At 66.4% G+C, this 13,386-nt stretch carries 12 protein-coding genes; 3 read left to right on the top strand and 9 right to left on the bottom strand.

Going from position 1 to position 13,386, the window contains the following annotated elements; translation table 11 throughout:
- From AC1RM6_RS26965 to rpsB, 5 genes are all read right to left on the bottom strand, one after another.
- Positions 1 to 747, bottom strand: a complete 747-nt coding sequence (locus tag AC1RM6_RS26965) for an isoprenyl transferase (RefSeq protein ID WP_493107090.1) — start codon at positions 745 to 747, stop codon at positions 1 to 3.
- Positions 744 to 1,301 (bottom strand): ribosome recycling factor, encoded by a 558-nt coding sequence (gene frr / locus AC1RM6_RS26960; RefSeq protein ID WP_493107088.1) that lies wholly within the window; start codon positions 1,299 to 1,301, stop codon positions 744 to 746. The genes AC1RM6_RS26965 and frr overlap by 4 nt, the downstream gene beginning before the upstream one ends.
- A gap of 15 nt (positions 1,302 to 1,316) precedes the next feature.
- Positions 1,317 to 2,030 carry a UMP kinase gene (gene pyrH, locus AC1RM6_RS26955; RefSeq protein WP_493107086.1) on the bottom strand — a complete coding sequence of 238 codons (714 nt, stop codon included), beginning with the start codon at positions 2,028 to 2,030 and terminating at the stop codon, positions 1,317 to 1,319.
- A gap of 137 nt (positions 2,031 to 2,167) precedes the next feature.
- Complete coding sequence (gene tsf, locus AC1RM6_RS26950; RefSeq protein ID WP_493107084.1) at positions 2,168 to 3,091, bottom strand: translation elongation factor Ts; 924 nt, start codon at positions 3,089 to 3,091, stop codon at positions 2,168 to 2,170.
- Between the two features lie 164 nt (positions 3,092 to 3,255).
- Entirely contained in the window at positions 3,256 to 4,014 is a 759-nt protein-coding gene (gene rpsB, locus AC1RM6_RS26945; protein WP_493107080.1) for a 30S ribosomal protein S2, read from the bottom strand.
- Positions 4,015 to 4,252: 238 nt separating this feature from the next.
- Here rpsB and AC1RM6_RS26940 point away from each other — a divergent pair, with 238 nt between their 5' ends.
- Positions 4,253 to 4,474, top strand: a complete 222-nt coding sequence (locus AC1RM6_RS26940; RefSeq protein WP_493107078.1) for a hypothetical protein — start codon at positions 4,253 to 4,255, stop codon at positions 4,472 to 4,474.
- On the opposite strand, the gene AC1RM6_RS26935 is transcribed toward AC1RM6_RS26940, so the two are convergent.
- Entirely contained in the window at positions 4,422 to 5,210 is a 789-nt protein-coding gene (locus AC1RM6_RS26935) for a CDP-alcohol phosphatidyltransferase family protein (protein ID WP_493107076.1), read from the bottom strand. The two genes, AC1RM6_RS26940 and AC1RM6_RS26935, sit on opposite strands and share 53 nt — an antisense overlap.
- Entirely contained in the window at positions 5,210 to 5,944 is a 735-nt protein-coding gene (locus tag AC1RM6_RS26930; protein WP_493107074.1) for a phosphatidylserine decarboxylase, read from the bottom strand. The genes AC1RM6_RS26935 and AC1RM6_RS26930 overlap by 1 nt, the downstream gene beginning before the upstream one ends.
- 152 nt (positions 5,945 to 6,096) lie before the next feature.
- Between AC1RM6_RS26930 and AC1RM6_RS26925 the strand changes: the two genes are divergently transcribed.
- Positions 6,097 to 7,317, top strand: a complete 1,221-nt coding sequence (locus AC1RM6_RS26925; protein WP_493107072.1) for an NADP-dependent isocitrate dehydrogenase — start codon at positions 6,097 to 6,099, stop codon at positions 7,315 to 7,317.
- Between the two features lie 141 nt (positions 7,318 to 7,458).
- Here the strand turns inward: AC1RM6_RS26925 and AC1RM6_RS26920 are convergent, their stop codons facing one another.
- A complete protein-coding gene (locus AC1RM6_RS26920; protein WP_493107070.1) occupies positions 7,459 to 8,676 on the bottom strand; it encodes an FAD-dependent oxidoreductase in 1,218 nt (405 codons plus the stop codon).
- A 64-nt stretch (positions 8,677 to 8,740) separates the two neighbouring features.
- Here AC1RM6_RS26920 and AC1RM6_RS26915 point away from each other — a divergent pair, with 64 nt between their 5' ends.
- On the top strand, positions 8,741 to 10,522 hold the full coding sequence (locus AC1RM6_RS26915; protein WP_493107068.1) for a cation:proton antiporter domain-containing protein: 1,782 nt from the start codon (positions 8,741 to 8,743) through the stop codon (positions 10,520 to 10,522).
- 141 nt (positions 10,523 to 10,663) lie between these two features.
- Here AC1RM6_RS26915 and alaS read toward each other — a convergent pair whose 3' ends face one another.
- Positions 10,664 to 13,321: an alanine--tRNA ligase gene (gene alaS / locus AC1RM6_RS26910; protein ID WP_493107066.1), complete on the bottom strand. Its 2,658-nt coding sequence runs from the start codon at positions 13,319 to 13,321 to the stop codon at positions 10,664 to 10,666.
- Between the last annotated feature and the right edge of the window lie 65 nt (positions 13,322 to 13,386).

Raw genomic sequence — 13,386 nt, 5'->3', positions numbered from 1 at the left:
TTATCGCCCGCCGAAGCGGCGCTCTCTTGTGCCGAAATCGGCGATCGCGGCCGACAGCGCCTCGCCGTCGAAATCGGGCCAGAGCGTATCGACGAACAGCAGCTCGGCATAGGCCGCCTGCCACAGCATGAAGTTGGACAGGCGCCGCTCGCCCGAGGTGCGGATCAGCAGGTCGAGCGGCGGCAGGTCGCTGGTGTCGAGCCGGCGTTCGATCGCCGCCGCATCGATGTCGCCCGCCGCGAGGCTGCCGTCGGCGACCGCACCGGCGATGTCGCGCACCGCGCGGACCAGTTCGTCCTGGCCGCCATAGTTGAGCGCGAGCACGAAATCGAGGCGGCGATTGCCGGCGGTCCGCTCCACCCCGTCCCTGATCAGGTCGATCAGGTCGCCGCTCAGCCCGCCGATGTCGCCGATCGTGCGCAGGCGGATGCCGTTGCGGTGCAGTTCCTCGACCTCGGCACGCAGATAATGGCGCAATATGCCCATCAGGTCGGAGACTTCCTCCGCCGGGCGGCGCCAGTTCTCCGACGAGAAGGCGTAGAGCGTCAGCGCGGACAACCCGAGATCGGCGGCGGCGGTGACGGTCTTGCGGACCGCCTCCGCGCCCGCGCGATGGCCGGCGACGCGGGGCAGGAAGCGGCGCTTCGCCCAGCGGCCATTGCCGTCCATGATGATGGCGACGTGGCGCGGGCCCCCACCCGTTCCACTAGCGGCGCTGGCAACGGGGTTGGCCGAAAGGCCGCTCACTTGCCCAGGATTTCCTTTTCCTTGGCCGCCGAGGCCGCATCGATCTCGGCGATCGTCGCGTCGGTCAGCTTCTGCACTTCGGTCTCGCGGCGCTTGCGATCGTCCTCGCTGATCTCGCCCTTCTTCTCGTCGACCTTGAGCGAATCCATGCCGTCGCGGCGGACGTTGCGCACCGCGACCCGGGCCTTTTCGGCATATTGGCTGGCGAGCTTGGCGAGTTCCTTGCGGCGCTCCTCGGTCAGGTCGGGGATCGGGATGCGCAGCGTCTGACCGTCCATGATCGGGTTGAGGCCGAGGCCCGCCGAACGGATCGCCTTGTCGACCGGGCCGACATTCGATTTGTCCCAGATCTGCACCGAGAGCATCCGGGGCTCGGGCGCGGTGACGGTGGCGGCCTGGTTGAGCGGCATCTGGGCACCATATACCTCGACCGTGACCGGATCGAGCAGGTTGACCGAGGCGCGACCGGTGCGCAGGCCGATCAGATCGCCCTTCAGCGATTCCACGGCGCCCGCCATGCGGCGCTCGAGATCGGATTTGTTGTAGGCGGCCATTGACGGACTCTCCTGTTAATTCTGCACGATCGTGGCGATGCCACGGCCGGCGAGAACCTCCGCCAGGTTTCCCTGCTCGCGGATGTTGAAAACGACGATCGGAATAGCATTGTCGCGGCACAGCGCGATCGCGCTGGCATCCATGACCTTGAGGTCGTCCGACAACACCTTGTTGAAGGTGACGGTGTCGTAGCGGGTCGCGGTCGCGACTTTCTTGGGATCGGCATCATAGACGCCGTCGACCGAGGTGCCCTTGAACAGCGCCTCGCAGCCCATCTCAGCGGCGCGCAACGCCGCGGCGCTGTCGGTGGTGAAATAGGGATTGCCGGTGCCGGCGGCGAAGATCACCACCCGCCCCTTTTCCAGATGCCGCTCGGCGCGGCGGCGGATGAACGGCTCGCACACCGTCGCCATCGGGATCGCCGACTGGACGCGGGTTTCGACGCCGATCTGTTCGAGCGCGTTCTGGACGGCGATCGCGTTCATCACGGTCGCGAGCATGCCCATATAGTCGGCGCTGGTGCGGTCCATGCCGCGCGCGGCGCCGGCCAGGCCGCGGAAGATGTTGCCGCCGCCGACCACCAGGCACAGTTCATGGTCGCGGGCGATGCCGGCGATCTCCTGGGCGACGCGCGAAACCGTCTCCGGGTCGATGCCGAACTGGCCCGAACCCATCAGCACCTCGCCGGACAGCTTCAGCAGGATTCTCTTGAAGCGCGGGCGATCCAAATTCTTCGTCCTGTTATTGTCGATTATGGGGCTGGGCGCGCACCTTAGAGGCGGTCGCGCCCACTGCCAAGCGGTCAACGAAAAGGCCCGCCCGCCCGGCACGATGCCGGGTGGACGGGCCCCTCATAAGACCGGAATCAGCCCTTGACGGCCGCTGCCACTTCGGCGGCGAAGTCACTGCTTTCCTTCTCGATGCCTTCGCCGAGCTGGAAGCGGACATAGTCCTTCAGCACGATCGAGCCACCGGCGGCCTTGGCGGCCGACGCGATCACCTGGGCGATCGGGGTCTTGTTGTCCATCACGAACAGCTGGCTGAGCAGCGCGTTTTCCTTGCGGAACTTGGCGACGGCGCCCTCGACCATCTTCTCGATGATGTTGGCCGGCTTGCCCGATTCGGCGGCCTTTTCAGCGGCGATCGCGCGCTCGCGCTCGATCACGGTCTGGTCGAGGCCATCCTCGGTCAGCGCCTGCGGGAAGGCTGCCGCGATGTGCATCGCGATCTGCTTGCCGAGCGCCTCGAGCTCGGCGACCGGGGCATCGCCCTCGAGCGCCACGAGCACGCCGATCTTGCCGAGGCCGGGGGCCGCCGCGTTATGGACATAAGGCACGACCGCGCCCTGCGACACTTCGACGACCTTGGCGCGACGCAGCGTCTGGTTCTCGCCGATGGTGGCGATGTTCGCGGTCAGCTTCTCGGTGACGGTGCCGCCCTCGGGCCAGGCCGCGGCGCCGAGCGCCTCGATCTCGTTGCCGGTCGACAGCGCGAGCTTGGCGACGGTGCCGACGAAATCCTGGAACTGCTGGTTCTTCGCGACGAAGTCGGTTTCCGAGTTGACCTCGACCGCGGCGCCACGGGTGCCCTCGACGGCAACGCCGACCAGACCTTCGGCCGCGGTGCGGCTCGACTTCTTGGCGGCGGTGGCGAGGCCCTTGGTGCGCAACCAGTCGATCGCGGCGTCCATGTCGCCGTTGTTCTCGGTCAGCGCCTTCTTGCAGTCCATCATGCCGGCGCCCGACTTCTCGCGCAGGTCCTTGACGGCAGCAGCGGTGATCTCCGCCATATTCTCGTTCCTTCTCAGTTGAGCGAACAGGGGCTCAGTTAACGAACAGGGGGAGAAGCGTTGCCGCCTCTACCCCCGCTCCTGTCGATCGGAACCGGGTCATGATGATGACATCATGGCCCGGCCCGCTTGTTCTCGGCCTCCGGGCAGATGCCCGGACGACCTTAGCTGGTGGCGAGCGCGGCCTCGACCGGCGGCTCGACCGCCGCGCCGAAATCCTCGCCGCGAACCTGGCGGGCATCGTTGCCGCCGCGGGTCGCCGCTTCGGCCACCGCATCGCAGTAGAGGCGGATCGCGCGCGCCGCGTCATCGTTCGCCGGGATCGGGAAGGCGATGCCGTCGGGCGAGACGTTCGAATCGAGGATCGCGACGACCGGGATACCCAGCGTGTTGGCTTCCTTGATCGCCAGCTCTTCCTTGTTGGCGTCGATCACGAACATGACGTCCGGGATGCCGCCCATGTCGCGGATGCCGCCGAGCGACAGCTCGAACTTGTCGCGCTCGCGGGTGAGCTGGAGCACTTCCTTCTTGGTGAGACCATGGGTGTCGCCCGAAAGCTGCTCCTCGAGGGTCTTGAAGCGCTTGATCGAACCCGAGATCGTCTTCCAGTTGGTGAGCATGCCGCCCAGCCAGCGATGGTTGACATAATGCTGACCCGAACGGAGCGCCGCGTCGCGGATCGGCTCCTGCGCCTGGCGCTTGGTGCCGACGAACAGCACCTTGCCGCCATGGGCGACCGACTGGGCGATGAAGTCGAGCGCGCGCGCCATCAGCGGCACGGTCTGCGACAGATCGATGATGTGAACGCCGTTGCGATCCCCGAAGAGATACGGCTTCATCTTCGGATTCCAGCGGTGAGTCTGGTGACCGAAATGTGCGCCGGCGTCGAGCAACGCCTGCATGGAGACGGTGGGAGCCGCCATAGGATTTTCTCCTTACCCGGTTTGACCTCTGTGGGGCAGGAACCGGGAAACCCGGCACCGGTATGTGCGCCCCACATGTGGAATGGGCGCGCCTTTATGCGACCCGCCGTTGGAAATCAAGGCTTGACTGATGGGAACAAAAAGAGAACACAGGGAACGTGGAGCCGTTTCACGCGCTTTCGGTGGCATAAAATGCGCCGGCACGAGGGGGACGGACGACGATCGAAGGACGAAGATAATGCTTCATGTTCTGAGCCTTGCCACTTTCGCCGCCGTACTGACCCTATCGCTTGCCGTTCTCGTGTCGACGATTCGCGCCGAACTGCCGCTGATCCTCAAGGCGCTCGGCGCCGTTCCCGAACCGGTCGCGCCATTGCGCCCGCGCGGCGAGCGCCGCGTGCGGGTGATCAGGCAGGCCCGCCTGGTCCCGCCGCCGGCGCTGGCGCTGCGCGCCGCCTGACCCGCGAATAGGAAAAGGCACTGAACGGAATCGTCGCTAGATAAAAGAGCATCAGCAGGCTGAGCGTATGCCAGGGCACGGTGAACAAGGCCGCACCCGCCATCGCGACGATCAGCAGCGCGGGCAGTCGCCAGCCGCGCGAGATGTGCAGCGACGACCAGCTATAGGTCGCGACATCCGAGATCATCAGCGACCCCGACATCACCGCCCAAAAGCAGATGAAGGCCGGTTCGCGGAAGAAGGCGACATCGCTCCACAGCCAGAGCGCGACCGGCACCAGCATGATCCCCGCCCCCAGCGGCGCCGGAACCCCGGTAAGGAAGCCCGCACTCTTGCGCGGCTGATCGACGGTATCGAGCGCGGCGTTGAAGCGCGCGAGGCGAAGCGCCGCGCACACCGCGTAGCAGAGCGCGAAGATCCAGCCGAAGCGCGGAATGTCCTGCAGCGACCACAGGAACATGATGATTGCGGGCGACACCCCGAAGGCGATCACGTCGGACAGCGAATCGAGTTCGGCGCCGAAGCGGCTCTCGCCCTTGAGCATCCGCGCGACGCGGCCATCGAGTCCGTCGAGGACGCCGGCGATCGCGATCGCGAAGAGCGCCTTTTCCCAGTCGCCGCCGATCGCGAAGCGCACGCCGGTGAGGCCCGAGCACAAGGCGAGCGCCGTCACCGCATTGGGAGCGACCGCGCGTGCGGGAATGCCGCGGCGGATATTCTCGCGACGAGGGCGCATCACTGGGCCACCCCGATCGCCCGTTCGGGCTCACCGAGCCCGGCGATCACGGTCTCGCCGGCAATGGTCCGCTGGCCGATCGCGACCCGGTGGCCGGTGCCTGCCGGAAGATAGACGTCGACCCGGCTGCCGAAGCGGATCAGGCCGATCCGCTGGCCGAGACCGACGATATCGCCCGGCTTGACGAAAGGGACGATCCGCCGTGCGACGAGGCCGGCGATCTGGGTGAAGCCGATCCGGGTGCCGTCGGCGCCCTCGACCAGGATATGCTGGCGTTCATTCTCCTCGCTCGCCTTGTCGAGATCGGCGTTGAGGAAGCTGCCGGGAATATAGGCGACCCGCTTGATCATACCGGGGATCGGGGTGCGGTTGATATGGACGTCGAACACCGACATGAAGATCGACACCCGGGTCATCGGCGCATCGCCCAGACCCTCCTCGCCGGCCATCTCGCGCGGCGGCGGCACCGTCACGATCATCGTGACCAGCCCGTCGGCGGGCGCGATCACCAGCCCCTCGCCAACCGGGGTGGTGCGGATCGGATCGCGGAAGAAGGCCGCGACCCAGATCGTCACGCCCGCCATCGGCCATGCCAGCGTTTCCCAGGCCATCAGCGCGAACACCAGCGCGATCACGGCGGCGAGGAGCACGAATTTGCGGCCTTCGGGGTGCACGCTGGGCCAGCGCCACTTGACCGACGTGGTGCCGATGTCCGGTTTGTCGAGTGATGTCATCGCCCCACCCTAATGCCGCGCCGCGGTAGTGACAATCGCCGCGGCACCGGCCGGGTTCCATCGGCCTTGCGAATATCGACGCTCGAAGGTTGATCGCGGCGATATCGTGCAATAGGGACCCGGAGGAATTTTCTTACGGGAGTATGTGGGATATGGCGAAGATCAAGGTGAAGACCCCGCTCGTCGAGATCGACGGCGACGAGATGACCCGGATCATCTGGGAATGGATCCGCGAGCGCCTCATCAAGCCCTATCTCGACATCGATCTCGAATATTTCGACCTCTCGGTCGAGCATCGCGACGAGACCAACGATCAGGTCACGATCGATTCCGCCAAGGCGATCCAGAAATATGGCGTCGGCGTGAAGTGCGCGACGATCACCCCCGACGAAGCGCGCGTCGAGGAGTTCAAGCTCAAGAAGATGTGGAAGTCGCCCAACGGCACGATCCGCAACATCCTGGGCGGCGTGGTGTTCCGCGAGCCGATCGTGATCAAGAACGTCCCCAGGCTGGTGCCGGGCTGGACCGATCCGATCGTCGTCGGCCGCCACGCGTTCGGCGACCAGTATAAGGCGACCGATTTCCTCGTCCCTGGCCCCGGCAAGCTGCGCCTCGTCTGGGAAGGCGACAATGGCGAGAAGATCGACGAGGAAGTGTTCCAGTTCCCGGGCGCCGGCGTCGCGATGGGCATGTACAATCTCGACGAGTCGATCCGCGATTTCGCGCGCGCCAGCATGAACTACGCGCTCGACCGCAAATGGCCGCTCTATTTGTCGACCAAGAACACGATCCTCAAGGCCTATGACGGCCGCTTCAAGGATCTGTTCCAGGAGGTGTTCGACGCCGACTTCGCCGACAAGTTCAAGGCGGCCGGCATCGTCTACGAGCATCGCCTGATCGACGACATGGTCGCCTCGGCGCTTAAGTGGAGCGGCAAGTTCGTCTGGGCCTGCAAGAACTATGACGGCGACGTCCAGTCGGACACCGTCGCGCAGGGCTTCGGTTCGCTCGGCCTGATGACCTCGGTGCTGATGTCGCCCGACGGCAAGACGATCGAGGCCGAGGCGGCGCACGGCACCGTCACCCGCCACTATCGCATGCACCAGCAGGGCAAGGCGACCTCGACCAACCCGATCGCATCGATCTTCGCCTGGACCCAGGGCCTGGTGTTCCGCGGCAAGTTCGACGAGACCCCGGACGTCGTGAAGTTCGCCGAAACCCTCGAGCGCGTCTGCATCGAGACGGTCGAAGCCGGCGGCATGACCAAGGATCTCGCGATCCTGATCGGCCCCGACCAGCCCTGGATGACGACCGAGCAGTTCTTCGAACAGATCCGCGTCAACCTCGAAAAGGAAATGGCCGCCTGGGCCTGATCCTTTCCGAAGGCATTGGCGACGACATGTCACCCCGGCCTGACCGCCGGGGTGATTTGTTTTGGGGGCTGCCCACTTGGCTTTTTCGTCATGCTGAAACAAGTTCAGCATGACGGTGGGTAAGTGGTACCGTTACAAAGATTAATCTGCCGCTTCCGGTGATCTTACATGCTCACGCCGGACGCCCAGTCCGACGATCCGCGCCGGAATCCGCTGGAGCAGCGGCAAGCGGTCGAGCATGCGCAGCGCCCAGGGTGGAGTCCTTTCGCCCGTGTCGCGCGATAAAGTCGGTCCCAGGATGTTGGCATGGACCGCGCGCTGCATCGCCTGCACCACCCGGGTCGGGAACATCCGCCGCGCCTGGACCTTCGCGAGCAGCCCGTCGACGTCCGCGCCGGCGGCCAGCGGGGCGGCGAGGATGTTGGCGGCGGCGACCGCGTCCTGGATCGCCAGGTTGATGCCGACGCCGCCCACCGGCGACATCGCATGCGCGGCATCGCCGATCGCGAGCAGCCCGGGACGATGCCAGCGGGTCAGCCGGTCGAGCGACACCGAAAGCAGCTTCACATCGTCCCACGAGCCGATCTCGCCGACGACCGCGGCGACCTCGGGCACGGTGTCGGCGACGCGACGGCGAAAGGCCTCGATCCCGAGCGCGCGGATATGGTCGGCACCGCCCTTGGCGAAGACGAAGGCGCATTGCCAATAGGCGCCGCGGTCGATCATCGCGATCACCGTGCCGGCCGCGAACTGGCCGATGGTGCGGTTGCCGGGCTGGTCGGGCTTCGACAGCCGGAACCAGAAGACGTCGATCGGCGCTCCCAGATCCTCGCGCGGGAGCCCGGCGGCATCGCGCAGCACCGAACCGCGCCCGTCGGCGGCGATCACCAGCCTGGCCGCGATCGCGCGCCCGTCCTTCAGCCGGACGCCGGTCACCCTGCCCGCTGCCTCGATCAGGCCGACCGCCTCGGCATTCATGTCGAGGTCGAAACCCGGCAGGCGCCGTGCCTCGCCGGCGACGAAGTCGAGAAACTCCCATTGCGGCATCATCGCGATGAAGCGGTGGCGGACCGGCAGATGGCGGAAATCCGCGACGCGATAGTCATGGCCGCCGACCCGCGCACTGACCTCCGCGACCTGATCATGGTCGCGTGCGAGCAGCCGTTCGGCCAATCCGAGCTCGTCGAACAGCGCGATCGTCGACGGATGAACGGTGTCGCCGCGAAAGTCGCGCAGGAAGTCGCCATGCTTCTCGAGCACCCGGGTCGGCACCCCCGCCCGCGCGAACAACAGCCCCGCCATCATCCCCGCCGGCCCGCCGCCGACGATCAGCAATGGCGATATCGAGGCTCGGTTCATCGCAATCTCCCATCGGCGAACGCTTCGGCTGGCATTTTGCACTTTCAGCCGCCAAAGTCCCAGCATGGCTTTTTCGCTCAATACCGTCGCTTTCAGCGATGCGCTGGTGATCCTGGGGGCCGCCGGTCTCGTGATCCCCGCCTTCGCGCGTCTGAAGATCTCGCCGGTGATCGGCTTCATCCTGGTCGGGGCGCTGGTCGGCCCGACCGCGCTCGGCGCGCTCGTCCCCGAACATCCCTGGCTCTATTATGTGACGATCAGCAATCCGCACGCGATCGAGCCCTTCGCCGAATTCGGCATCATCCTGCTGCTGTTCTCGATCGGGCTCGAACTGTCGTTCCGGCGATTATGGGCGATGCGCAAACGGGTGTTCGGGCTCGGCTCGGCCGAATTGCTGATGTCGGCGGCGATTCTCGGCGGAGGCCTCTATCTGACCGGCCAGGGCTGGGGCGGCGCGCTGGGGCTGGGGCTCGCGCTCGCGCTGTCGTCGACCGCGCTCGTCCTGCCGATCGCGGGCACCACCGGCGCGGTCGGCCGCAATGCCTTCGCGATGCTGCTGTTCGAGGATCTGGCGCTGGTGCCGATCATCTTCATCCTCGGCGCGCTGGCGCCCTATGGCGCGTCCGGCGGCTGGGACGGAATCGCGCGGACGCTGGGCTTCGGCATCGCGACGATCATCGTGATGATGGTGGGAGGGCGTTTCCTGCTGCCGCGGCTGTTCGCGCAGGCCGCGCGCGCGAAGAATCCCGAACTGTTCCTGTCGGCGAGCCTGCTCGTCGTCATCCTCGCCAGCGTCGCGACCACCGCCTCGGGCCTGTCGCCGATCGTCGGGGCGCTGCTGGCCGGCATATTGATCGCCGAGACCGACTATCACGCCGAGGTCGAACTGGTGACCGCACCGTTCAAGGGGCTGGCGCTTGGGGTGTTCCTGATCTCGGTCGGCATGTCGCTCGACCTGCCGATGATCCTCGAGAACTGGCCGACGCTGGCGCTGGCGGTCACCGGCGTGGTCGTGATCAAGACCCTGATCACCGGGCTGCTGCTGCGCTTCACCGGCGCGGCGCGCGCGGTGGCGACCGAAACCGGGCTGCTGATGTCGGCCCCTTCCGAGACGACGTTGATCGTGCTCGGGGTCGCCGCGCAGGCCGCGCTGATCGCGCCGCAGACCGCCGCCTTCTGGCAGATGGTCACCGCGATCGGCCTGACGATCACCCCGGTGCTCGCGCGAATCGGGCATGACGTCGCGCTGCGAATCTCGGCACGCGAGCATGACGGACCGCAGGAGGCGCCGCGCGAGACCAGCGGCCGGGTGGTCATCGCCGGGTTCGGCCGGGTCGGCCGGCTGGTCGCGCAGATGCTGGATGCGCACAAGCGCCCCTATCTGGCGATCGACGCCAATATCGACACGATCGTTCATGTCCGGCGCCGCGGCTATAATGCGACGTTTGGCGATATCACCCGCCCCGGCATGCTCGAACATCTGACGCTGGAAGATGCGAGCGCGCTGATCCTGACGATGGACGATCCGGTCCAGACGGTGCGGATCACCCGTCGCGCGCGCGCGCTCCACCCCGACCTGACGATCGTAGCCCGCGCCCGCGACCCCAACCATGCCGCCGAACTCTATCGCGCGGGAGCGACCGACGCGGTGCCCGAGACGCTCGAAAGCTCGCTGCAACTGTCCGAAGCGGTGCTGGTCGATCTCGGCATCGCGATGGGACCGGTGATCGCCTCGATCCACGAGAAACGCGCCGAACTGCGCGCCAAGATCATGGAGATGAGCGAGACCGACCGCGAGCCGCCGATCCGGGGACGGCGGCTGAGGGACGCGGGCACGGAAGTTTAGGTCAACTTATCAAGGGGATGCTTCCCCTTGTTCTTCGTCACCCTGAACTTGTTTCAGGGTCCACCGTGCGACAAGGGAGCGTTCCCGAGCGGTAGAGTGGATGCTGAAACAAGTTCAGCATGACGGTGTCCGGGGGTCGGGTTAGGCCGGCACCTTCGCGAGCAGGTCCTTCACCGCGGCGACTGCATCGGCGGCCTTCGCACCATCGGGACCGCCGCCCTGCGCCATATCGGGGCGGCCACCGCCGCCCTGCCCACCGAGCGCCGCGACCGCGGCCTTGACGAGATCGACCGCGCTGATCCGGCCGACGAGATCGTCGGTGATGCCGACCGCGACGCTGGCGCGGCCTTCGTTGACCGCGACGATGGTCGAGACCCCCGATCCGATCCGGCCCTTGGCCTCGTCGACCAGCCCGCGGAGCCCCTTGGGATCGAGCCCCTCGACGACCTGCGCGAGGAAGGCGATGCCGGCGACGTCCTCGGGCCCGGCGGCTTCGGCCTTGGCGGCCCCGCCGCCGAGCGCGAGCGCCTTCTTCGCTTCGGCGAGTTCGCGCTCGAGCTTGCGGCGTTCCTCGACCAGCGCTGCGATCCGGCCCGGGACCTCGTCGGGCGAAGTCTTGAGCGCGGCGGCGGCTTCCTTGAGCCGCTCGTCGCGACCGTTGAGCCAGACCCGTGCCCCCTCGCCGGTCAGCGCCTCGATGCGGCGCACGCCGCTGGCAACCGCGCTTTCGCCGATGATCTTGAAAATGGCGATGTTGCCGAGCGCCGACACATGGGTGCCGCCGCACAGTTCGACCGAATAGCTGTTGGTGTCGGCCTGCCCCATCGACAGCACTCGGACCTCATCACCATATTTTTCGCCGAACAGCGCCATCGCGCCCGCGGCGATCGCGTCGTCGGGGGTCATCAGCCGGGTCGTCACATCCTCATTCTCGCGGATATGGCGGTTCACCTCAGCCTCGACCACGGCGATGTCCTCGGCGGTCATCGGCTTGGGATGCGAAAAATCGAAGCGCAGCCGATCAGCGGCGACGAGGCTGCCCTTCTGGGTGACATGGCCGCCCAGACGGTTGCGCAGCGCCGCATGAAGCAGATGGGTAGCCGAGTGATTGGCGCGGATCCGGCTACGGCGATCGCCGTCGACCGATAGCTGCAGCGCATCGCCGGGCTTGACCGTGCCGGCCTTGACCACGCCCTGCATCGCGTGAAGCCGGCCCAGCGGCTTCGACGTGTCGCCGACCTCGATCAACAGACCGTCTTCGCCGCGGATCGTACCCGCATCGCCCATCTGGCCGCCGCTTTCGCCATAAAAAGGCGTCTGGTTGGTCACCAGCATCACCTCGTCGCCGACGGTCGCGCTATCGACCTTCTTGCCGTCCTTGACGATCGCGATCAGCTGGCCTTCGCCCTGTTCGCTGACATAGCCGGTGAATTCGGTGCCGCCATGTTCCTCGGCGATGTCGAACCAGACCTCGGACGAGGCCTTGTCACCCGACCCCTTCCAGGCGGCGCGGGCGGCGGCCTTCTGTTCCGCCATCGCCGCGTCGAAGCCGGCGCGATCGACCGACAGCCCCTGCGCGCGCAGCGCATCCTCGGTCAGGTCATAGGGGAAGCCATAGGTGTCGTAGAGCTTGAAGGCGACGCTGCCGGCCAGCGTGTCGCCCTGCGCCATCGATCCGGTCGCCTCGTCGAGCAGCCGCAGGCCATTGGCGAGCGTCTGACGGAAGCGGACCTCCTCGAGCTTGAGGGTCTCCTCGATCAGCGGCTGGGCGCGGACCAGTTCGGGATAGGCGGCACCCATTTCGGCGACCAGGCTCGGCACCAGGCGGTGCATCAGCGGCTCGGGGGCGCCGAGCAGATGGGCGTGGCGCATTGCCCGGCGCATGATCCGGCGCAGCACATAGCCGCGACCTTCGTTGGCGGGCAGCACCCCGTCGGCGACGAGAAAACCCGCCGAGCGCAGATGATCGGCGATCACCCGGTGCGACGCCTTGTTGGCGCCGGTGGTGACGGTCTTGGTCAGCTCGCCCGACGCCGCGATCAGCGCCTTGAAGGTGTCGGTGTCGTAATTGTCATGGACGCCCTGCATCACCGCGGCGATGCGTTCGAGCCCCATGCCGGTGTCGATCGACGGCTTGGGCAGGTTCCCGACGATCTGGTTGTCGAGCTGCTCGAACTGCATGAACACGTTGTTCCAGATCTCGACGAAGCGATCGCCATCCTCGTCGGGGCTGCCGGGAGGGCCGCCGGGGATATGATCGCCATGATCGTAGAAGATCTCGGAACAGGGACCGCACGGACCGTTGTCGCCCATCGCCCAGAAATTATCCTTGGTCGGAATACGGATGATCCGGCTTTCGGGAAGCCCGGCGATCTTCTTCCACAGGTCGAACGCCTCGTCGTCGGTATGATAGACGGTGACGGTCAGCCGGTCCTTGTCGAGCCCCCAGTCGCGGGTCAGCAGGGTCCAGGCATGGGTGATCGCCTGGTCCTTGAAATAATCGCCGAACGAGAAATTGCCGAGCATCTCGAAGAAGGTGTGATGGCGGGCGGTATAGCCGACATTGTCGAGATCATTATGCTTGCCGCCGGCCCGCACGCATTTCTGCGCCGAGGTCGCGGTCGAATAAGGCCGGGTCTCGAGCCCGGTGAAGACGTTCTTGAACGGCACCATCCCGGCATTGACGAACATCAGCGTCGGGTCGTTGTGCGGCACCAATGGCGCCGACGGCACCACCGCGTGCCCGGCGGCCGCGAAATAGTCGAGGAAGGATCGGCGGATGTCGTTGGTCGAAGTCATTCCGACGACTTAGGCGACCCCATCGCAATATGGAAGATGCCGGACATCGTACCGGCGTCGAACAT

This window comes from Rhizorhabdus sp. GW822-FHT03C02 (assembly GCF_058801765.1).
This window is presented reverse-complemented; position numbering and strand designations above follow the sequence as displayed.

Excerpts from the sequence above, each read along its gene's own strand:
- rpsB (WP_493107080.1), bottom strand. The coding sequence starts at position 4,014 with ATGGCGGCTCCCACCGTCTCCATGCAGGCGTTGCTCGACGCCGGCGCA.
- alaS (WP_493107066.1), bottom strand. The coding sequence starts at position 13,321 with ATGACTTCGACCAACGACATCCGCCGATCCTTCCTCGACTATTTCGCG.
- AC1RM6_RS26920 (WP_493107070.1), bottom strand. The coding sequence starts at position 8,676 with ATGAACCGAGCCTCGATATCGCCATTGCTGATCGTCGGCGGCGGGCCG.
- frr (WP_493107088.1), bottom strand. The coding sequence starts at position 1,301 with ATGGCCGCCTACAACAAATCCGATCTCGAGCGCCGCATGGCGGGCGCC.
- AC1RM6_RS26915 (WP_493107068.1), top strand. The coding sequence starts at position 8,741 with ATGGCTTTTTCGCTCAATACCGTCGCTTTCAGCGATGCGCTGGTGATC.
- AC1RM6_RS26930 (WP_493107074.1), bottom strand. The coding sequence starts at position 5,944 with ATGACATCACTCGACAAACCGGACATCGGCACCACGTCGGTCAAGTGG.
- AC1RM6_RS26925 (WP_493107072.1), top strand. The coding sequence starts at position 6,097 with ATGGCGAAGATCAAGGTGAAGACCCCGCTCGTCGAGATCGACGGCGAC.
- AC1RM6_RS26935 (WP_493107076.1), bottom strand. The coding sequence starts at position 5,210 with ATGCGCCCTCGTCGCGAGAATATCCGCCGCGGCATTCCCGCACGCGCG.
- tsf (WP_493107084.1), bottom strand. The coding sequence starts at position 3,091 with ATGGCGGAGATCACCGCTGCTGCCGTCAAGGACCTGCGCGAGAAGTCG.
- AC1RM6_RS26940 (WP_493107078.1), top strand. The coding sequence starts at position 4,253 with ATGCTTCATGTTCTGAGCCTTGCCACTTTCGCCGCCGTACTGACCCTA.